Origin of the sequence: Castellaniella sp., from assembly GCF_034674885.1 — a bacterium.
GTDB lineage: Bacteria > Pseudomonadota > Gammaproteobacteria > Burkholderiales > Burkholderiaceae_B > Castellaniella.
This window is the reverse complement of record NZ_JAUCDS010000006.1, coordinates 17,404-36,760: the sequence shown is the minus strand read 5'-3', so window position 1 is coordinate 36,760 and position 19,357 is coordinate 17,404. Positions and strand designations below refer to the sequence as shown.

General features: G+C 66.8%; 16 protein-coding genes. 13 read left to right on the top strand and 3 right to left on the bottom strand.

What is annotated here, in order from left to right; all coding sequences use genetic code 11:
* Window positions 1–4 precede the first annotated feature (4 nt).
* Entirely contained in the window at window positions 5–1,261 is a 1,257-nt protein-coding gene (rho, locus tag VDP74_RS05565) for a transcription termination factor Rho (RefSeq protein ID WP_322998636.1), read from the bottom strand.
* An 85-nt stretch (window positions 1,262–1,346) separates the two neighbouring features.
* Window positions 1,347–1,673, bottom strand: coding sequence for a thioredoxin TrxA (gene trxA / locus VDP74_RS05560; protein ID WP_322998635.1), 327 nt, complete (start codon window positions 1,671–1,673; stop codon window positions 1,347–1,349).
* Window positions 1,674–1,826: 153 nt separating this feature from the next.
* On the opposite strand from trxA, the gene VDP74_RS05555 reads away from it, so the two are divergent.
* From VDP74_RS05555 to VDP74_RS05495, 13 genes are all read left to right on the top strand, one after another.
* Window positions 1,827–3,788 (top strand): DNA topoisomerase IV subunit B, encoded by a 1,962-nt coding sequence (locus tag VDP74_RS05555; RefSeq protein WP_322998634.1) that lies wholly within the window; start codon window positions 1,827–1,829, stop codon window positions 3,786–3,788.
* Between the two features lie 9 nt (window positions 3,789–3,797).
* Window positions 3,798–6,107, top strand: coding sequence for a DNA topoisomerase IV subunit A (gene parC / locus VDP74_RS05550; protein WP_416232936.1), 2,310 nt, complete (start codon window positions 3,798–3,800; stop codon window positions 6,105–6,107).
* An 87-nt stretch (window positions 6,108–6,194) separates the two neighbouring features.
* Window positions 6,195–7,238, top strand: coding sequence for a CDP-6-deoxy-delta-3,4-glucoseen reductase (locus VDP74_RS05545; protein WP_322998632.1), 1,044 nt, complete (start codon window positions 6,195–6,197; stop codon window positions 7,236–7,238).
* Window positions 7,235–8,488: a D-amino acid dehydrogenase gene (locus VDP74_RS05540; RefSeq protein ID WP_322998631.1), complete on the top strand. Its 1,254-nt coding sequence runs from the start codon at window positions 7,235–7,237 to the stop codon at window positions 8,486–8,488. Before VDP74_RS05545 ends, VDP74_RS05540 begins: the two co-directional genes overlap by 4 nt.
* 3 nt (window positions 8,489–8,491) lie before the next feature.
* Window positions 8,492–9,808, top strand: a complete 1,317-nt coding sequence (locus tag VDP74_RS05535; protein ID WP_322998630.1) for an extracellular solute-binding protein — start codon at window positions 8,492–8,494, stop codon at window positions 9,806–9,808.
* Window positions 9,809–9,950: 142 nt separating this feature from the next.
* The gene (locus VDP74_RS05530) at window positions 9,951–10,829 is read left to right on the top strand and encodes a TcpQ domain-containing protein (protein ID WP_322998629.1); all 879 of its coding nucleotides are present in this window, start codon (window positions 9,951–9,953) and stop codon (window positions 10,827–10,829) included.
* Complete coding sequence (locus VDP74_RS05525; RefSeq protein WP_322998628.1) at window positions 10,826–12,421, top strand: hypothetical protein; 1,596 nt, start codon at window positions 10,826–10,828, stop codon at window positions 12,419–12,421. The genes VDP74_RS05530 and VDP74_RS05525 overlap by 4 nt, the downstream gene beginning before the upstream one ends.
* A 3-nt stretch (window positions 12,422–12,424) precedes the next feature.
* Window positions 12,425–13,675: a hypothetical protein gene (locus VDP74_RS05520; RefSeq protein WP_322998627.1), complete on the top strand. Its 1,251-nt coding sequence runs from the start codon at window positions 12,425–12,427 to the stop codon at window positions 13,673–13,675.
* On the top strand, window positions 13,659–14,144 hold the full coding sequence (locus VDP74_RS05515; RefSeq protein ID WP_322998626.1) for a hypothetical protein: 486 nt from the start codon (window positions 13,659–13,661) through the stop codon (window positions 14,142–14,144). The genes VDP74_RS05520 and VDP74_RS05515 overlap by 17 nt, the downstream gene beginning before the upstream one ends.
* On the top strand, window positions 14,141–15,823 hold the full coding sequence (locus tag VDP74_RS05510) for an ATPase, T2SS/T4P/T4SS family (RefSeq protein WP_322998625.1): 1,683 nt from the start codon (window positions 14,141–14,143) through the stop codon (window positions 15,821–15,823). Before VDP74_RS05515 ends, VDP74_RS05510 begins: the two co-directional genes overlap by 4 nt.
* Window positions 15,811–16,935 (top strand): pilus assembly protein, encoded by a 1,125-nt coding sequence (locus tag VDP74_RS05505; protein ID WP_322998624.1) that lies wholly within the window; start codon window positions 15,811–15,813, stop codon window positions 16,933–16,935. Before VDP74_RS05510 ends, VDP74_RS05505 begins: the two co-directional genes overlap by 13 nt.
* A gap of 40 nt (window positions 16,936–16,975) precedes the next feature.
* Window positions 16,976–17,668, top strand: coding sequence for a type 4 pilus major pilin (locus VDP74_RS05500; RefSeq protein WP_322998623.1), 693 nt, complete (start codon window positions 16,976–16,978; stop codon window positions 17,666–17,668).
* The gene (locus VDP74_RS05495) at window positions 17,658–18,734 is read left to right on the top strand and encodes a hypothetical protein (RefSeq protein ID WP_322998622.1); all 1,077 of its coding nucleotides are present in this window, start codon (window positions 17,658–17,660) and stop codon (window positions 18,732–18,734) included. The genes VDP74_RS05500 and VDP74_RS05495 overlap by 11 nt, the downstream gene beginning before the upstream one ends.
* Window positions 18,735–18,775: 41 nt before the next feature.
* On the opposite strand, the gene VDP74_RS05490 is transcribed toward VDP74_RS05495, so the two are convergent.
* A complete protein-coding gene (locus VDP74_RS05490) occupies window positions 18,776–19,279 on the bottom strand; it encodes a cysteine hydrolase family protein (protein WP_322998621.1) in 504 nt (167 codons plus the stop codon).
* Window positions 19,280–19,357 lie beyond the last annotated feature (78 nt).

Below are 19,357 nucleotides of genomic sequence, written 5' to 3'. Positions count from 1 at the left end.
TCGCTTATTTCTTCATCATGTCAAAAAATTCGGCGTTGTTTTTGGTTGCCCGGATTTTGTCCAGGATGAATTCCATGGCATCGATCTCATCCATGTCGTGGATGAATTTGCGCAGCACCCAAACCTTCTGTAAAAGTTCGGGTTTGATCAGGAGCTCTTCGCGACGTGTGCCGGATTTGTTCAGGTTGATGGCCGGGTAGATGCGCTTCTCGGCCAATCGCCGTTCGAGGTGCACTTCGGAGTTGCCGGTGCCCTTGAATTCTTCGTAAATGACTTCGTCCATGCGGCTGCCTGTTTCGATCAGGGCCGTGCCGATGATGGTGAGCGAGCCGCCTTCTTCGAGATTGCGGGCAGCACCGAAGAAGCGTTTCGGGCGCTGCAGGGCATTGGCGTCCACGCCGCCAGTCAGGACCTTGCCGGATGCCGGCACCACGGTGTTGTAGGCGCGCGCCAGGCGGGTGATGGAATCCAGCAGGATCACCACGTCCTTTTTCAGTTCCACCAGGCGCTTGGCCTTCTCGATGACCATCTCGGCGACCTGCACGTGGCGCGTGGCAGGTTCGTCGAAGGTCGAAGCCACGACTTCGCCGCGCACGGTGCGCTGCATTTCGGTGACTTCCTCTGGGCGTTCGTCGACCAGCAGCACGATCATCACGGCATCGGGGTAGTTCGTGGTGATGGCATGCGCGATGTGCTGCATGATCACCGTTTTGCCGGATTTCGGACTGGCGACGATCAGGGCGCGCTGGCCTTTGCCGATGGGGGCAAAGATGTCCATGATGCGCCCGGTGATGTTTTCCTTGCTCTTGATGTCGCGTTCCAGCACCATCGGCTCATCGGGGTGCAGCGGCGTCAGGTTTTCGAACATGATCCGGTGCTTGATGGTCTCGGGCTGCATGCCGTTGACCTTGTCGACCTTGACCAGGGCGAAGTAGCGCTCGCCGTCCTTCGGGATGCGGACCTCGCCTTCGATGGAATCGCCCGTATGCAGGTTGAAGCGGCGGATCTGCGACGGCGAGATGTAGATGTCGTCGGTGCTGGCCAGGTAGGATGTTTCGGGCGAACGCAGAAAGCCGAAGCCGTCGGGCAGAACTTCCAGGACCCCGTCGCCAAAGATCTGCTCGCCCTGTTTGGCGCGCCGTTTCATGATGGCAAACATCAGTTCCTGCTTGCGCAGCCGGTTGGCGTTCTCGATGTCGAGTTCGGCAGCCATTTCCAGCAGCTGCGACACGTGCAGCGCTTTGAGTTCGTTCAGGTGCATGGGGAAGGAAGAGAAGGAGGAATCGGCGGATCACGCGCGGGCCCGGGCGGGCCCTGCGCACGTCACTGTGGATGACAGAAAGGAATCAGAGAGATTCGTCGAGGAAAGCCTGAAGCTGGGTGCGAGACAAAGCGCCGACCTTGGTGGTGGCGACCTTGCCGTCCTTGAACAGCATCAGGGTGGGGATGCCGCGGATCCCGTATTTGGCGGCGCTGTCGGGATTTTCGTCCACGTTCAGTTTGGCGATGGTGACACGGCCCTGGTATTTTGCGGCGGCTTCGTCGAGCAGCGGGGCGACCATTTTGCAGGGGCCGCACCATTCGGCCCAATAGTCGACCAGGACAGGTAATTCGGATTGGAGCACGTCGGCCTGGAAGGACGCATCGCTTACGTGCTTGATGGAGTCGCTCATAGTGCGGTTAGTGTGCGCAGATACTGGAAAAGGGAAGGCAGGGGCCGGATGAAATGCCGTCGCGCAGCAGGGCGCGGTAGGCCCGATGTCGCTAAGCATACCATTATCTTCGTAAAATGGTGGCCTTTTTGATTGCCAACAACGGACACCACAGTGAGCACAGCACGCTACGACGAGTCTTCGATTCGAGTCCTGAAAGGGCTGGAACCGGTACGCCAGCGCCCGGGGATGTATACGCGCACCGATAATCCGCTGCACATCGTCCAGGAAGTCATCGACAATGCAGCCGACGAGGCCCTGGCCGGATTCGGCAGCCGCATCGCGGTCACGATGCATGCCGACGGCAGCCTGTCGGTGGAAGACGACGGGCGCGGCATCCCCGTGGGCGAACACCCCGAAGAACATGCCCCTGTCGTGGAGCTGGTCTTCACCCGGCTGCACGCGGGCGGCAAGTTCAACAAGGCCGACGGCGGCGCCTATGCCTTTTCCGGCGGCCTGCACGGCGTGGGGGTGTCCGTCACCAATGCGCTGTCCACCCGGCTGGAGGTCACCGTCTGGCGCGACGGCGGCGAATACCGCATCGTCTTCGCCGACGGGAACGTGCTCGAACCCCTGGCGCAGGTGGGCACGGTGGGCAAGCGCCGGTCCGGCACCCGCGTACGGGCCTGGCCCGACGCCCGGTATTTCGATCATGCGCAGGTGCCGTTGGGCGATCTGGAACATGCACTGCGCAGCAAGGCCGTTCTGCTGCCGGGCACGCGCGTCACGCTGATGATCGAGAAAACCGGCCTGCAGCGGGAATGGCACTACGAAGACGGCCTGAAGGGATACCTGAGCGAAGCCCTGGGCGGCACTCCGACCCTGGCGCCCTTGTTCGCGGGCCAGCAGTACGCCGCCGATGACGACGAACAATACGCCCTGGGCGAGGGCGCCCAATGGGTGGTGGCCTGGACCGAGGACGGCGCCGTGGTGCGTGAATCCTACGTCAACCTGATCGCCACCACGGCCGGCGGCACGCATGAATCGGGACTGCGCGAAGGCCTGTTCAATGCGGTGAAATCCTTTGCCGAATTGCACAACCTGCTGCCCAAGGGCATTCGCCTTCTGCCGGAAGACGTATTCGCGCGCGCCAGCTTCATCCTCTCGGCGAAGGTCCTGGATCCGCAGTTTCAGGGGCAGATCAAGGAACGGCTGAACAGCCGCGATGCCGTGCGCCTGGTGGGCGGGTTCCTGCGCAATGCCCTGGAACTGTGGCTGCATGCCAATGTCGAGTATGGCAAACGCCTGGCAGAACTGGCAATCGGCCAGGCCCAGGCGCGCAACCGCGCTGCCCGCAAGGTCGAAAAGCGCAAAGGTTCGGGCGTGGCCGTGTTGCCCGGCAAGCTGACCGATTGCGAATCCTCAGATGTGAGCCGCACCGAGGTCTTCCTGGTCGAGGGCGATTCGGCCGGAGGTTCGGCCAAGATGGGCCGCGACAAGGAATTCCAGGCTATCCTGCCCCTGCGCGGCAAGATCCTGAATGCCTGGGAAGTCGAACGCGACCGCCTGTTCGCCAATAACGAAATCCACGATATTTCCGTGGCCATCGGGGTGGATCCGCATGCAGCCGGCCAGGACGTGGACCTGTCGGGCCTGCGCTACGGCCGCATCTGCATCCTGTCGGATGCCGATGTCGACGGCGCTCATATCCAGGTGTTGCTGTTGACCCTGTTCCTGCGCCACTTCCCGCGATTGATCGAAGCAGGCCACGTCTACATTGCCCGCCCGCCGCTGTTCCGGGTGGACGTGCCGGCGGCCGGCAAGCGTCCGGCCCGCAAGCTCTATTGCCTGGATCAGGTGGAATTGGATGCCGTACAGGAGAAACTGCGCGGCGAGGGCTTGCGCGAGGGCGCCTGGCGCATCAGCCGCTTCAAGGGCCTGGGTGAAATGAATGCCGAGCAGCTGTGGGACACCACGCTGAACCCGGATACGCGCCGGCTGGCGCAGGTGCGCCACGGCGACGAGGGCCTGGAGGCCTCGGCGCGCATGTTCGACATGCTGATGGCGCGCGGCGAAGCCAGCCAACGGCGCGCCTGGCTGGAAGAAAAAGGCAATCTGGCCGACGTGGACATTTGAGGAATGACGATGGATGCCAATACCCCCGATCTGCTGACGGCAGGGGATGACGAGGGCCTGGTGCTGGGGCGCTATGCCGAGCAGGCCTATCTGGATTACGCGGTGTCGGTGGTGCGCGGCCGCGCCCTGCCGGAAGTGTCGGACGGACAGAAGCCCGTGCAGCGGCGCATTCTGTACGCCATGGACGCCATGGGCCTGGGGCCGCAGTCGCGCCCGGTGAAATCGGCCCGCGTCGTGGGCGACGTGCTGGGCAAATATCACCCGCACGGCGATCAGGCCGCCTATGACGCCATGGTGCGCATGGCGCAGGATTTCGTGCTGCGTTATCCCTTGATCGATGGCCAGGGCAATTTCGGTTCGCGCGACGGCGACAACGCCGCCGCCATGCGGTACACCGAGGCCCGGCTGACGCCGTTTTCCCGGCTGCTGCTCGACGAACTGGACGAGGGCACGGTCGATTTCACCCCCAATTACGACGGTAGCCAGCAGGAACCGGTGTGCCTGCCCGCCCGCCTGCCCATCATGCTGCTGAACGGCGCGTCGGGCATTGCGGTGGGCATGGCCACCGAGATCCCGTCCCATAATCTGCGCGAGGTCGCGCAGGCCTGCGTGGCGCTGCTGCGCAAGCCGACGCTGGCCGATGGCGATCTGTACGCGATGATTCCGGGGCCGGACTTTCCAGGGGGCGGGCAGATCATCTCGTCGCCGGAAGACATCGCGCAGATCTACGCCAGCGGCCGGGGCAGCCTGAAGGCCCGGGCGCGCTGGCATTTCGAGGATCTGGCGCGGGGGCAGTGGCAATTGGTCGTCACCGAACTGCCGCCGGGCGCCTCGACCCAGAAAATTCTGGAGACCATCGAGGACCTGACCAATCCCAAACCGCGCGCGGGCAAGAAATCCCTGTCGGCCGAACAGCAGCAGGCCAAGGCGCTGGTGCTGGGGCTGCTGGATGCCGTGCGCGACGAGTCGGGCAAGCAGGCACCGGTGCGCCTGGTGTTCGAGCCGAAATCGCGCGGCATCGACCGCGATGAATTCGTCAACCTGCTGCTGGTACGCACCGGTCTGGAAGGCAACGTGCCGCTGAACCTGGTGTGCATCGATACGGACGGCCGGCCCGGTCAGCGCAGTCTGCGCCAAGTGCTGGAATCCTGGCTGGCTTTCCGGGCGCAGACTGTGACCCGGCGCACGCGCCATCGCCTGGACAAGGTGCTGGATCGCATCCACATCCTGGAAGGGCGCAGCATCGTCTACCTGAGCGTGGATGAGGTCATCCACACGATCCGCGAGGCCGACGATCCTCGGGCGGCGCTGATGGAACGCTTCTCTCTGTCCGAACGCCAGGCCGACGACATCCTGGAAATGCGCTTGCGGCAGCTGGCCCGCCTGGAGGGTATCCGCATCGAACAGGAACTGGACAAGAAGCGCGAGGAACAGCAGGCACTGCAGCATCTGCTGGACAATCCCGATGCCTTCCGGCGCCTGATGATCCGCGAGATCGAAGCGGACGCCAAACAGTACGGTGATGATCGCCGCACCCTGATCGAGACCGCCGACCGCGCCGTGCTGGAAACCCAGGTGCTGGATGAACCCGTCACGGTGATCATGTCGCAGAAAGGCTGGCTGCGGGTGCGACAGGGGCATGGGCACGACGCGGGGCAGTTCGGCTTCAAGACGGGCGATGCCCTGTACGACGCCGTTGAATGCCGCAGCACCCAGGAACTGACCGCCCTGTCCAGCACCGGGCGCAGCTACAGCGTGGCGGTGTCCAGCCTGCCTTCGGCGCGTGGCGACGGGCAGCCGGTCACGTCCATGCTGTCCCTGGAACCCGGCAGCCGCATCGTTCACATGTGGGTGGCGCAGCCCGATCAGCGCCTGCTGCTGGGGGTGGCCTCGGGCTATGGCTTCGTGGCGGCGGGCGGCGATCTGTCCACGCGCCAGCACGCCGGCAAGCAGTTCGTTACCGTGGACAAGGGCGACGCGCTGCTCAAACCCCTGTTGCTGAAGCCGGACGACCAGGCTGTGGCCTTGTTCAGCCGCAAGGGCAAGTTCCTGGTCGTGGCGCTGGATGAACTGAAAACCCTGTCCGGCGGCGGGCGCGGCACCATCCTGATGGGGCTGGACGACGGCGATCGCCTGGCGCAATGGGCCGCCGTGGGGCCGGCCGGCGTCGTCTTGCGGGGCGTCTACCGTGCCCGGGATACCGAACTGACGCTGTCCCTGGATGACCTGGCCGCCTATGCGGGGCGTCGCGCCCGCAAGGGCAAGTTGCTGGATGTGAAAATCAAGCAGCCCAGCCTGTGGCCGGGGGCCGGCAACTGACGGCGTCGGCTGATCGTCCGGCCTGCCGCCACTGCTGAGGCGGGCCGGCGATAAAATGATGGTTTGTCCACGTTTTTGGAATCCGTCATGAGTTTCAAGGTCTCGGTGCAGCCGGCTGGTCGGGATTTCGCGGTCGAACCCGGACAGACCATCCTGGATGCCGCCCTGGCATCCGGCATGGTCCTGCCCTACAGCTGCCGCAACGGCACGTGTTCCACCTGCCGGGGGCGGGTGGTGTCGGGCAGCTACGACGCCGGGCCCGCCCCGGCGCGGATCCTGGACCCCGGCGACCTGGCCCGGGGCTATACCTTGCTGTGCCAGGCGAAACCGTCTTCCGACGTGGTGATCGAGGCCGAAGAGGTCCGCATGAGCGGCGACATCGTCGTGCGCAAGATGCCGGTGCGCGTGCAGGCCCTGACGGCGCTGGCTCCCGATGTCGTGGAAATGACACTGCAGCTGCCTTCGGCCGAGGCCTTCCGCTTCCAGCCCGGGCAGTACCTGGAATTCCTGTTCAAGGACGGCCGGCGGCGCAGTTATTCCATGGCCTGCGCCCAGGTGCAGGATCATCGAGTCCAGCTGCACGTGCGCCATATGCCGGGGGGGCTGTTCACCGACCGCGTCTTCGGTGCGGGCGACGAGCCCTTGAAAGCCCGCGACATCCTGCGCATCGAAGGTCCCCTGGGGTCGTTCTTCCTGCGCGATGACGACCGGCCTATTGTCTTCCTGGCCAGCGGCACGGGCTTTGCCCCCATCAAGGCCATGATCGAAGGCATGCTGATGCGCGGCGACCGCCGGCAGGCCGTGCTGTACTGGGGCGGTCGGCGGCCTGCCGACCTGTACCAGGCGGATCTGGCGCGTGCCTGGCAGGATCAATGGCCGGGTTTCCGCTTCGTGCCAGTGGTGTCCGAGGCCTTGCCCGAGGATGCCTGGTCCGGGCGCGATGGCTGGGTGCATCGTGCCGTCATGGCCGATTTCCCGGATCTGTCCGGCCATCAGGTCTATGCCTGCGGGGCTCCGGCCATGGTCGAGGCCGCGCGCCACGACTTCGTGCGCGAGCGCGGCCTGCCGGCCCAGTCGTTCTACGCGGACGCCTTTACGTCCGAAGCTGACCGGGCCGAGGTCCAGGCATGAAAATCGCGGTGTTCGGCGCGGGCATCATCGGGGTGTCCAGCGCCTGGTGGTTGGCGCGCGCGGGTCATGAAGTCGAAGTCATCGACCGGCGCGCAGGAGCGGCGCTGGAAACCAGTCGCGCCAATGGCGGCCAGATTTCGGTCTGCTATGCCGAGCCCTGGGCCAGCGTTCATACCCTGAAGAAAGTCCTGCGCTGGATCGGCAAGGCGGATGCGCCATTGCGCGTCAGCCCGCGCCTGAATCCGCGCCAGTGGCTGTGGTGCGCCCGCTACCTGTACGAATGCCGGGCGCCGCGATTCGCCGCCAATCTGCGGGCCATGGTGTCGCTGGCGCAGTACAGTCGCGCTACGCTGCGCGAACTGCGCACCGAGCTGGGCATCGAGTACAACCATCTGGAACGCGGCATCCTGGCGTTCTACCGCGACCCGCGCGAATTCGAGTACGCGCAGGCCAGCTCTGCCCTGATGCGTGATCTGGGGGTGGACCGCCGCGCCGTGGACGCCGCCGAAGTCCTGCGAATCGAACCTGCCCTGGCAGCGGCGCGCGACCCCATCGTGGGCGGCGATTTCACGGCGGATGACGAGTCCGGCGACGTGCACCTGTTCACGCGCGCGCTGGCCGAACGGGCGCAGGCGGCGGGCGTCACGTTTCGCTTCAACACGCGGGTCAATCGGCTGGTGCCGGTCAATGGCCGCATTTCCGTGGCTGAATTGGTGGAGCCCGACGGCTTCTTCCGATCCCTGCATGCCGACGCCTACGTCGTGGCCCTGGGCAGCTACAGCCCGATGCTGCTGGGTCCGCTGGGGGTTTCCTGCCCGGTCTGGCCAGCCAAGGGGTACTCGGCCACTTTTCGCCTGCGTGATCCGGCCGCCGCGCCGGTGGTCAGCCTGGTCGACCAGGAAGCCAAGATCGTCACCTCGCGCCTGGGCGATCGCCTGCGCGTGGCCGGAACGGCGGAAATCGGCGGTTATTCCCGCGCCCTGGATACGCGCCGTTGCAATCAGCTCGCGCAGCACGCTCGATCCCTGTTCCCAAGCGCCCTTGATTTTGATAATGTTCAGTTCTGGTCAGGCCTGCGTCCGACGACACCCTCCAATGTGCCGTTGATCGGGCGTTCGCGCATCCGCAACCTGTACCTGAACACAGGACACGGCAGCCTGGGCTGGACCATGGGCGCAGGCTCTGGCAGGGTCCTGGCCGATCTGGTCTCAGGACGCACACCCGACATTCGATTTCCTTTTTTGGATTGATTCATGATGAATTTCCCCTTTGGTTCCGGCGCCGGTCGTCCGGGGTATCACGCTGCTTGCGCGCTGGCTGCGGCCGTCGTGGCGATGCCGGCCTGGGCGGCCACCGACGTGCCGGTGTGGATCAGCCTGGATGGCCACAATGCCGATGCCTTCCAGTCGTTGGTCAAGGCCTACAACCGCAGCCAGTCCGACGTGCAGGTCAAGGTCCGCACGTTCGACACGCCCGAAGCCCTGAATCAGGCGCTGGATGCCGCCGCGAATTCCAAGACCCTGCCGGCCCTGGCGCAGCTGGGCGACAGCCACACGCTGGAAGACATTTCCCAGCGATCCTACGTGCAGCCCCTGTACACCCTGGAAAAGGCAGGACCCCTGAAGGGCGTGCGCTGGTTCGTGTCGTCCGACAATGCTTTCATCCACGACGCCAAGGGCCGCCTGATGGCCTTCCCGGCGATGCTGGAAGTACCGGTCATGTACTACAACCAGGATGCCTTCAAGAAAGCGGGCCTGGTGCCGGCTGCGCCGCAGCGTACCTGGATGGACTTGCAGGGTCAGCTGGTCAGCCTGGCCAATAAAGGTTCGCGCAAATGCCCGCTGACGTCGGACCTGCCGGTTTCGATCAACCTGGAGAACCTGGCGGCGGTCAACAACCAGTTGTACGCCAGCGCCGATAACGGCCTGAAGGCCAAGGGCCTGCCCAGCTTCTCTTTCGACGTCACCTACGTGCGCCACCTGTCGCTGATGATCAGTTGGGTGCGATCCGAAATCATGGTGCGCCCGGACGCCGGCATGCGTTCCGTCAGCCGCTTCGCCCAGGGTGAATGCGCGGTCATGATGTCCAGCTCCGGCCACATCGGCGAATTCAACGACCAGCGCAAGCTGCGCTATTCCGTGTCCGGCCTGCCGTACTACCCCGAAGTCACCAAGGTCCCCGGCAACCCCTTTGTCAGTGGCGCGGGGCTGTGGGTCATGAAATCGCCCAAACCCGTAACCGATGCCGCAGCGGCCTTCCTGGGCTGGATGGCCCAGCCCCAGCAGGCCAGCAGCTGGTACCAGCAGACCGGCTACCTGCCCCTGACCCAGGCCGCCTTCGACGATACACCGCCCAGCTACTACCAGAACCTGGGCCAGTGGCGCAATCTGGTGGCCGTGTATGCGGGGCGTGCAGCCGTGACCGCGCAGGGTTTCCGCATTCACAATTACCCGGCCATCCGCTCGCGCTTCCAGCAGATCCTGACCTCGGCCCTGGATGGCCAGGAACCGGCCGTCACCGCCCTGAATGCGGCTTCGGCCGAGGGCAATCGGCTGGCCCGCCAGCGATAGGACTTCACCGGGACGTTTTTATCCGTTCGTACTTCCCAGTCTGGCGGCGTCCCGTCCGCCAGGCCACCATAGGCGCCTGATTCCCTGAATCCGGCGCCTTTTTTGGGTCTGCCGCATCCAGGGCGATTCTTGGAGAAGCGGCATGGTCAGGATACTGGGGGTGGCGGGGCTGGTGCTGGGTCTGGCGGGCTGCGTCACGACCAATGACGGGGCGTGGTGGCGCGAATGGGCGGGGCCGTCCGTGGGGCGCTATCACTTCGACTGGCGGCTGTCGGGGGATGCCGATCTGGCGCCTCTGCAGGTGTTTGACGACGGGCGTGACACCTGGCTGCAGTATCCGGCGGGCCAACCCGCCCCGGCGCTGTTTGCCCGATCCGCTGCCGGGGACCGCCTGTTGCGGGCACGCCGCGAGGGCGATTACCTGGTGCTGCGCGGGGTGCCGGACCACCTGCTGATGCGTGGCGGCCTGCTGCAGGCCGAGGCGCGGCGGGTGGTGGGTGTGGATACGGCCCCGGCCCCGGCCCCCGCGCCCATTCCGGTTCCCTCGATGACCGTCGCCGCAGATCCGGCGGCGTCCGCAGCAGAGCATCGCCCGGCGCTTCCAGAGCCTGCGGTTCCGTCCCCAACCGTCGACCCGGTTCCAGCCAGGCGCCCGCCTCCCGTTGTCGCAGCGGCCAGGCGCGTCCCGGCTGCCAGCGCGCCGCCAGCCCTGGTGGTCCCGGTGTCGCGCCCCTTCCAGGTCACGCCGGCCGATGGCAATGTGCGCCGGGCGCTGGCCCGTTGGGCCGGTCTGGCCGGCTGGACCTTCGAGGCCGAGCACTGGGCGGTGGACGTGGATATTCCATTGGCCGGATCGGCTGCCTTCGGCGATGCCTTCCGGCCGGCGGTCCGCAGCCTGCTGGCCGCCACGGAACTGGGGGATCGGCCAGTCCAGCCCTGCTTCTATGCCAATCAGGTGCTCAGGGTCGTGCCGTTGGCGCAGCGCTGTGATCGCACCCAGGCGCCAGGAGGCGAATCATGATCCCGCGCCTGACGATCAGCCTGCTGGCGGCGACGGTGGCGCTGTCGGGCTGCGCCTTGCAGGAACGCCTGCGCGAGGCCGCCCAGCACTACCGCCAGGCGGATCGCACGGTCCAGCAGGGGCATGAACGCTTCACCCGTTCCCTGAGCGATGCCGATCAGCGCCGGGCCGCGCAGGACGTCGACAAACCCTGGGTAGCCGGGCGGGCGCAGCCACTGGCGCGGGAATTGTCCCTGCCGCCCGCCTTGCGGGCCCAGGTGCGCACCACCTTGCTGTTTGCCGACGGCACGGACGATCTGCGGCGGATCGCCCGGCGGATTTCCGCCGTCACCGGCATTCCGGTGCACGTCCGACCGGACGCCCTGTTGCCGGCCTGGCACTTCCTGCCCCGGCTGGCCCAGATGGCGGGGCAGGGCGGCGTGTCGTCCATGGACGGCGAGCAGCCCTTCGATCTGGCCGCGACCCCGGCGCCTTTGCCGCAGATCCTGGACCGCCTGTGCGCCCATCTGGGCGTGCGCTGGCGCTATGCCCAGGGCCGCATCGAATTCTTTCGCACCGACACGCGGGTCTTCAATGTCCGCGCCCTGACGCTGGACGCCCGGGCGCAGGCCTCGCTGGGCCTGGGGTCCCGCCAGGCGGACGGCGGCTTCATCAGCACGTCCAGCACGCAGCTGCACAGCGGCGACCAGGACGTGATGAAGACCGTGCGGGCGCGCATCGAGCCCTTCCTGTCGCGCGCCGGCCTGCTGGTGGCCGAATCCGGCGCCGGCGCTTCCGTGGTGGTCACAGACATCCCGGACGTGCTGGATCGCATCGCCGCCTATCTGGATCAGGAAAACCGGGCGTTGACACGGCGGGTGCGCCTGGTCTTCGAAGAACTGACGGTCGCCCTGAACGATCAGGCGCAAGCCAGCCTGGACTGGAACGTGGTGTTTTCCGGCGCGCGCCTGGCCGCCGGCCTGGCAGTGCCTGCTCTGGCGAACGGGCCGGTGGGCCGGCTGGGCGTCGGCGTCACCCACGGGGCCATGACGGGCAGCGAGGCGGTCATCCAGGCGCTGGGCGAATCCGTGCGCCTGGTGCGTCGCAGCAGCGTCCCGATGCAAACCATCAACCGTCGCCCTGTGACTCACGCTGTGCGCACGACGTTCTCGTATATTGATCGGGTCGAAACCACCCCAATTTCAGGGGCCAACGGCCTGGCCGTGCCGGCCGTTTCGGTCAACCAGAAAGAAGAAACTGTCGGGTCCTTGCTGACCGTGGTGCCGGACGCCCAGGAAAACGGTCAGATCCTGCTGTCGCTGGCCTACGACAATACCGTGGCGCAGCCGCTGAAGACCGTGACTTTCGGTGATCGGGACAACCCGCTGCAATTGCAGCAGTTGACTGTCGAAGGCAATGGAACCGTGCAGCAGCTGGCCCTGCAGCCCGGGCAGCCGCTGGTGGTGTCCGGCTTTGACCGGCAGCAGTCCGAAACCAGCGAGCGGCGACTGAATCCGGGGCTGCCCGCCATCCTGGGGGGTGGGGACCGGATCCAGTCGCAACGCCTGGCTACCGTGCTGATCATCACGGCCCAAGTCGAAGAAGGGCTGTGAATCATGCCGGCCGCGCGTCTCGTCTGGATCGATCAGGTGCCGCTCGTCTTCGGGATGGATTGGGTGCCCGTGCTGGGGGAACCGGATCTCACCCGCGCCCAGGCCCGCCGCGAGGGCGCTTCGCATCAGGTGCTTTCGGGGAACCCGCCCGCCGCCCTGGGGCTGGCTCGAGGTCTGGCGATGCGTCAGGCCTGCTGGTCGGCTGCCGAACTCTGGGCGCGCCAGCATCCTCAGGGCACCGTGGCCTGCGTCGTGGCCCTGGATCCGCAAACCTGGCACGTGCTGGCCAGCCACGAGGGCACCGTGCTGGCGCGGGCGGATCGTGGTTACGCCGATGCCGGTCTGGCGGACCAGGCCCTGGATACCTTGCGCCTGGCATATCCCCGCTTGCAGGTTCTGCCGGAGGCAGATGGCACGGCGCTGTTGCGCGATCTGGCACGGCTATCGGGCGCTGCCGCGCCGCTGACCCGGGTCGGCCGCCGGCGTGGTCTGCTGCTGATCCTGGCGCTGGTCCTGCTGGCCGGGGCGGGCTGGTGGACGTGGGGCGCCCAAGGGGCGCAGTCGGTGGATGCCGGCGCGGATGATCGGCTGGCCTGGGAGCGTGCCCTGGCGCAGGTGCTGGCCCGGCAGCCGGTGCATGGTGGGGCAGGGACGCAGGTCCTGTTGCGGGCGCTGTCCGATCAGCCGGCGCGCCTGGCCGGTTGGGGGTTGCAGCAGGTCCGCTGCCAGCCGGGGGCTGGGGCCGGCTGGCTGTGCCGCAGCGAATACCGGCGCCTGGATCCGCAGGCCGACAATCGCGGCCTGCTCCAGGCAGCGCCGGCCGTCTGGCGACTGGAATTTCCGGCCCTGGACCGGGCTCAGGCTGCCTGGGCGCTGCCTTTGACGGGGCAGCCGGCCGACCCGGCCCGCTTGCCTGCTTCACGCCTTGTCGCCCGGGATTGGGCCAGCGGCCTGCAGGCCGTGCTGCCAGCCTTCACTACCTTGCGCCTGGAAACGCCTCAGGCGCTGGCAGTGCCTGCTCCGCTCGATGCTCAGGGCAGGGCCTTGCCGCCGCCGGCCGATCTGCCCCGCCTAGCCTACCGGACGCTGAAGGTGGAAGGCCCCCTGCGTTCCGCAGAACTGTTGATTCCCCTGGCGCACTCCGTCTCCTGGCGCCAGGCGGTGCTGTCACATGCGCCGGGCACCCGTCCCGGCCTGAAAACCAGCCGTCTGATCTTGCACCTTGAAGGATCCCTGTATGAAAACCGTCACTGAGCGCCGCAGATTCCGCGCCTTGCGTCGTTGGTCGTGCGCGTGCCTGGTTTGGGGCGGATGGGCGTGTGGGTTGTCGGCGCAGCCGGCGCCCGCCATGCCCGAGCCGGCCTCGCCGCCTGCCGAGTCCTGGGAAACGCAGTCAGTGCGTGAACTGATGCAGCAGGATCTGCGGGAAGCCCTCCGGGATGCGTCATCCGCCGCTGGCCGCCCGCCGGATCGCCAGGTGCGCCCACTGCTGGCGCCGCGTCTGGTCGCACTCTACGGCGTGGGGCAGGCCCTGATGGCCGAAATCCAGGTAGGGCAGCGCGCTTACCTCTATGTCCGGGGGCAGGCCTTTCCGGCCGGGCATGCCGGCGATCCGGGGGTCTACCAGTTGCGTGGGATGAACGGCGCCTGCGTTCAGCTGGAACGTGGCGAGGACCGTCACTCCCTGTGCCTGCGCATGCTGCTGGGCGGGGAACAGCCATGAAAGCCTGGTCCTCGGTGCTGCGGGTGGCCGAACCTGCCATGCCCTTCAATACGTCGGCGGCTTCGACCATCGATGATCGGGAGCAGCTCTCGGCGTTGCAGCCGCCGCTGCGTCGGGTCATGGCGCGGCAGTTCGGCGTGCAGGCGCTGGCCGACCGGATCTGTCCCGTGGAACGCGGCGATGGCAGCATTACGGTGCTGGCGCGCGCCGAATACGTGGGGGCCGATCAGGCCGATGCCCTGGTGCGGCGCATCCAGGCGGCAGGATGGCGTCTGTCCGATCCCGCGCGCTACGTCCTGCCGGCCGCGCTGCTGCTGGCCCTGTCGCGTGATTCCAGCTCCGTCATGGCCACCGTCTCGACGGCGGATCGCACGCCGACGGCCTTGGCCGGCGTGTTCCAGGACCTGGTGGAATGGGGGGTGCATCAGGGGGCAACTGATCTGCATCTCAATGCGTACCGGGATGCGCCGGAATCCGAGGTCCGATACACCGTGGCGGGCCGCTACATTGCGCCGGAACGCTTCCGGCGGATGCCCACCGATCTGCTGCTGGATGTATTGGCGGTCGCCTGGATGGACATTCAGGGCGGCAATGGCGCGGTCTTCGATCCTACGTTGGAACAGCAGGGCAGCCTGTTGCGCTGGGTGGATGGTCAGGCCTATGTGCTGCGTTGGGCGTCGCTGGCCGCCGATCGCGGCCCCAGTGTGTGCCTGCGGTTCCTGTCGCGCGACGTGCAGATCCGGACTGCCGGTCTGGATGCGCTGGGCTATCGTCCCGATCAGGTGGCCTGCTTTGATCGCGTCATGCGCTCCGAGGGCGGGGCGATCGTGCTCGCCGGCACGGTGGGCTCCGGCAAGTCCACCACGCTGGCGGCGCTCATCCGGGGGCTGCCGGATCACCGCAAGGTCATTACCCTGGAAGAACCGGTGGAATACCGGATCGCCCGGGCAGTCCAGAACACCATTGGCCGCGATCTGGGTCAGCAGGCGCATGGGCATTACGCCGCGAAATTACGGACCCTGAAGCGTTCCGCCATGAGCGACGTGCTGTTGGGCGAAATCCGCGATGCCGAAAGCGGCCTGGCCTTCATGGACCTGACCGGGTCCGGAGTCAACGTCTATACAACGGTGCATGCGCCCTCGGCGCGGGCCATCGTTGATCGCCTGTCCTCGGCCTTCATCGGCGTACCGCGTGATTTTTTGCAGACATCCGGGGTGCTGAAACTGTTGGTGTTCCAGGCGCTGTTGCCCCAGTTGTGTACGGCGTGCGCGCGGCCAGCCGACCCGGAAGAACTGGCGCGCCAGCATCCGGGCGCGCCGCAGGACTGGCGACGTTGGCTGGGCTGGATCGAACAGTCCTGGGGCGTTTCGGCCGGACAGATCCGCACCCGCCATCCGCAAGGCTGTTCCCGCTGCCGCTTGCCGCAGTTGCCGGAACTGGCCGGGTATGACGGGCGGACCGTCGCTGCGGAACTGGTCGAGCCAGGCCTGCAGGCCGCTGCTCTATCGACCGATGCCGGCTATCTGCCGGATCCGGTCCATAGCGCGATGGCGCACGCGATGCTCAAGGTCGGTGCCGGGCAGGTGGATCCGCGCGATGTCGAAGGGCGGTTCGTGGCCTTTGAAACTCTCGTGCTGCGACGCCGCCATCAGATCGGAGAACGCGCATGTCCCGCCTGATTGTCCCGTCGCGCCGGGCTTCGGGCTGGCGTATGCGCCTGGATGCCTGGAGATTCGCTGCGCATCGAGCCGACTACTTCGAATACCTGCACGCGGTGCTGTCGGGCGCACAGGGTCGGCTGACCATCCGGGAATTGTTCGACCGTGATGCGCAGCGCTATGGGGCGACGACGGTGCGTGGCCGGCTGTCGCAATGCTGGTCGATCGCCTGCGAGGCCAGCGGCGGCGACCTGGATGCCACCTGGCGTGGCTGCCTGCCGGCTGACGAGCGCGCCCTGATTCGCGTGGCACAGGCTTTCGGCAATGTGCGCCTGCTGGCCTGCTTCCAGGCCCTGGCCCGGCATCTGGGCCTTTTGATCCAGGTGCGCCAGTTGCTGTGGGCAACTCTGGGATCGGCGGCTGCCGCGCTGCTGGTAGTCAGTGTTCTGATGCTGGCTGTGCCAACCTGGACGGCGCCTGCCCTGTTGCAGGCGTTTCAGGGGTTGCCGGTCGAATTCCACGGGACCTGGACGCGCGCCTTGTTCGCCTTTGCGCAGGGGCTGCGCGACTGGGGATTTTGTCTGCCGCTAGGGGTGGTGTCCGCTCTGGCGCTGGGCTTGCTGATGCTGCCGCGTGCCTGCGGGCCGTGGCGCCGGCGGCTGGACCGAGTCGGGCCATGGCGCCTGTACCGCCAGGTCCAGGCCTTGCGCCTGCTGGCGTTGGTGTCGATCCTGCTGCAACCCGGAGCAGGCAGTTCATCGCAACTCAGGCCAGTGATGCTGTTGTTTCTGGAAAGCGCCACCCCTTGGCTGGGCGCCTATCTGCGGCGGGCTGTCTGGCGCATCGACCAGGGACTGGCTGGCGCTGCCGCCTGGGATACCGGGCTGCTGGATCGCGAACTGTACTGGTATCTCGAGGACATGGTGGCTGCGCGCGGCCTGTCAGAGGGCATCTTGGCGACTCATGAGCGCATGCGAGCGGTCTGGTTGGGCCGCATCCAGCGGCAGGCCCGTGCCTTGCGCTGGCTGGCCCTGCTGTCGGGGGTGGTGGTCGTGATGGGCATCGGGGCGTGGCATTACGCCGTCATCGATGAACTGCGCCACGCCTGGATGATGTTTCAGGCCGGCCAATAGGGGCGGGCTTCAAAGCCGTTGGAAGCGGCAAGGGGGCACTATGCAGCACGAAGATCGTCAGCGGATGGAAGGGGCCGGACATGCAGTCCGTCGTCGGGGGCGCCGTCGCAGCGCCGGTCGGGCGGAGCGGGGGGCGCAGGCCCAGGCGCTGGGGGGTGAATGGGGGGTCACTGATCGGCCCGTCGCGGCACATCGGCGGTCGCAGCGGGGATTCTCGCTGATCGAAGTGTCGATCGTCACGGCGATCGTGCTGCTGATCGCTGTGATCGGGATCCCGGCCATCGGCGGATATGTGCTGGAAAACAAGGTGCCCAAGGTCGGCCAGGAACTGGCGCGCTTCGTGATGCACACACGCATCAATGCCGGGACCTCGGGTGATCCACCCTATGCCGAGATCGGCACGACGAACCTGGTGTCGATGGTGGCGGACTCGACCGTGCTGACGCGTGCGACGGATGGGACGATCCTGCATGGCCTGGGGGGCGGCGGCACCATCGAGGTCGAGCCCGATGAGGCCGGCGCGGGTTTCCTGCTGCGCTTGCTGCGGGTCAATCATGTGGCTTGCCCTTCGATCGCCTCGGTGCTGCAACGGGTGGCCGAGCGCATCACGGTCAGCGCCGACGGCGGCGCAGCGCGCACCGTCAAGGACGACGCCACGCCTTACAGCGCCCTGGCCGCCGAGTCGGCCTGCACCAAGGGTGACGCCAATCAGTTCGTGTTCCATGTGCGCTGACCGGCGCGCGCAGCGCGGCTCCCTGCTGCTGGAATTCATGCTGGTGGCGGCGCTGGGCCTGGCCCTTGCGGTCTGGGCCGGGCAGGAATGGGCACAGAAGGCGCGGGTCTTGCAGGCGCAGGCGTTGGCAGCCTGGATGGAGCCCGTCCAGGCTGCGGCGCAGGCCTACCTGCGCCAGCATGCCGCTGCCCTGCAGCAGGCCGATACCCCGCAGGCGCTGGCCGTCGAGGGGATCGCCGACTGGACGGCGCCGGATTGGGCGGAATTGCAGGCGGCCGGGCTGCTGCCCCCGGGTTGGCGGAACGCCGGCCCTTTGCAACAGACGCTGGCGCTGCGGGTGTCGCGTACAGGTGCCTGCCCGCAGTCTCCCTGCCGGGTGCAGGCCCTGGTCGGCACTCGCGCGGGCTTGCTGCGGCCGGATGGCCGCGTCGACGAGACCCTGGTGGCTGAATGGCTGCTGGCTGCCCAGGGGCGCGGCCTGGTGCTCTGGCCAAATGACCCGCAGCATTTCCGAGGCGCAGGCCGCCGCCTGGGCCTGCCTCCCGGAGAGCCCTGGCCGTCAGGAGGCGTTGCGCTGGCTGCCGATTGGGTGGTGGTGGGCGATGATTCCACACCCGGCGGGGGCGGGGATTCAGGAGATCACGCAGATTTCCTGCGGGTCCGGGATGCTCGTGATCCAGATTTCCAGGGGGACGCGTCGGCCCGAGGCTCCGTGCGCAGCGGTGCCTGGCTGCAGGCACAGGATGGCCTGGTGCTGGAACACGGCAAGATCAGCAACACGCCCTGCACGATGGAAGGCGGGGTGGGTCGGGATGATCGCCATGCGGGGCTGTTGATCTGCCGTCAGGGCGTCTGGCAGGATCTGGCGCGTCCGGCGGGCGGCGGCTACATGCTCAGCAGCCGCCGGGGTTGCTTCAGCGCTACCGGGCAATCGACGCACAACCCGATGACGGGCGCCTGCAGCTGCCCGTCGGGTTATGTCGGAGTCCAGATTGCGGAAAGCGGGTCCCTGGCCTCGCCGGAGGGCTTGAGCCTGGGGTTCGTCTGCCAGCCCAACCGCTATTGATCCTCAATGCTGTGCGGCCCTGGGCCGCACAGCATGGTGCTCTAGGCCCAGATCTCGCTGGATGGGCATACCGTCAGCTTGGATCTCAGGGCGTTCAGGGCGATGCGGTGCACGATGTCCGACGGTGCGGCGCACAGGTCTTCCAGCACGGTGACCCGGAAGGATTGCGCGTCCGTCGACATGGCCGTGAAGACCACGCAGTTCTGGGTCATCATGCCGCACACCAGCAGCGTGTCGATGCCGCCCAGATGTGTAGCCAGATCGGTCTCCTGGAACGCGTCCGCGAACTGCTTGACGACCACCGGTGCGTCGCCCGCAGCAGCGCGGATGGCGGGCCTGATCTCGGCGCCGTGGCTGTCCGCCGCGAACAGGCCGGTTTTCAGGGGCGAAACGTGCCTCACCAGCACGACGCGCTCGCCTGCCTGCCGGGCTGTGGCGATGGCCTGGGCGATGCGGGATTCCGTCTCCTGGGCGGCGTGCAGCGGGAGCACCCCGCCGGGGAAATAGTCGTTCTGGACGTCAATGACGACGAGTGCGCGGGGCATGTGGCTTCTCCTGGGTGAATGTCCAGGACATCTTATGGGGGGATGCCCTTCGGATCGACTGGCTGGATGGCCATATTT

Coding starts and splice junctions, on each gene's coding strand:
- rho (WP_322998636.1), bottom strand. CDS start 1,261: ATGCACCTGAACGAACTCAAAGCGCTGCACGTGTCGCAGCTGCTGGAA.
- trxA (WP_322998635.1), bottom strand. CDS start 1,673: ATGAGCGACTCCATCAAGCACGTAAGCGATGCGTCCTTCCAGGCCGAC.
- parC (WP_416232936.1), top strand. CDS start 3,798: ATGGATGCCAATACCCCCGATCTGCTGACGGCAGGGGATGACGAGGGC.
- VDP74_RS05545 (WP_322998632.1), top strand. CDS start 6,195: ATGAGTTTCAAGGTCTCGGTGCAGCCGGCTGGTCGGGATTTCGCGGTC.
- VDP74_RS05540 (WP_322998631.1), top strand. CDS start 7,235: ATGAAAATCGCGGTGTTCGGCGCGGGCATCATCGGGGTGTCCAGCGCC.
- VDP74_RS05535 (WP_322998630.1), top strand. CDS start 8,492: ATGATGAATTTCCCCTTTGGTTCCGGCGCCGGTCGTCCGGGGTATCAC.
- VDP74_RS05530 (WP_322998629.1), top strand. CDS start 9,951: ATGGTCAGGATACTGGGGGTGGCGGGGCTGGTGCTGGGTCTGGCGGGC.
- VDP74_RS05525 (WP_322998628.1), top strand. CDS start 10,826: ATGATCCCGCGCCTGACGATCAGCCTGCTGGCGGCGACGGTGGCGCTG.
- VDP74_RS05520 (WP_322998627.1), top strand. CDS start 12,425: ATGCCGGCCGCGCGTCTCGTCTGGATCGATCAGGTGCCGCTCGTCTTC.
- VDP74_RS05515 (WP_322998626.1), top strand. CDS start 13,659: ATGAAAACCGTCACTGAGCGCCGCAGATTCCGCGCCTTGCGTCGTTGG.
- VDP74_RS05510 (WP_322998625.1), top strand. CDS start 14,141: ATGAAAGCCTGGTCCTCGGTGCTGCGGGTGGCCGAACCTGCCATGCCC.
- VDP74_RS05505 (WP_322998624.1), top strand. CDS start 15,811: ATGTCCCGCCTGATTGTCCCGTCGCGCCGGGCTTCGGGCTGGCGTATG.
- VDP74_RS05500 (WP_322998623.1), top strand. CDS start 16,976: ATGCAGCACGAAGATCGTCAGCGGATGGAAGGGGCCGGACATGCAGTC.
- VDP74_RS05495 (WP_322998622.1), top strand. CDS start 17,658: ATGTGCGCTGACCGGCGCGCGCAGCGCGGCTCCCTGCTGCTGGAATTC.
- VDP74_RS05490 (WP_322998621.1), bottom strand. CDS start 19,279: ATGCCCCGCGCACTCGTCGTCATTGACGTCCAGAACGACTATTTCCCC.